The 314-nt window shown below is 62.1% G+C and carries 1 protein-coding gene; it reads left to right on the top strand.

All coding sequences use genetic code 11. The features are described 5' to 3' along the window. Positions 1–314, top strand: a 314-nt coding sequence (locus ACODRW_RS24415; protein ID WP_488906941.1) for a hypothetical protein, incomplete at both ends; no start/stop codon positions are given.

Below are 314 nucleotides of genomic sequence, written 5' to 3'. Positions count from 1 at the left end.
CTGAACAATCAGGGCAAGATCGCCGGCAATGCCGGGCTGGACATCAAGGCCGCCGGCATCGACAACCACGGCGGCACGCTGCAGTCTGCCGGGGAGTTGAAGCTGGAGAAGCAAGCCAGCTTGAACAACGATGGCGGCCACATCGTGGCCAAAGACCTGAGCCTGAAGGCGGATACGCTCAGCAATCAGGGCGGCGAAGTCTTCGCCCAGCAAGCGCTGGACGCCAAGCTGCAGCAGCTGAACAACGCCAAGGGCAGCCTGATCGGCTCGCAAAGTCTGAGTCTTAGCGCCAGCGATGTGCTGCGCAACGATGG

Source organism: Chromobacterium sp. FG89, assembly GCF_057808735.1.
This window is presented reverse-complemented; position numbering and strand designations above follow the sequence as displayed.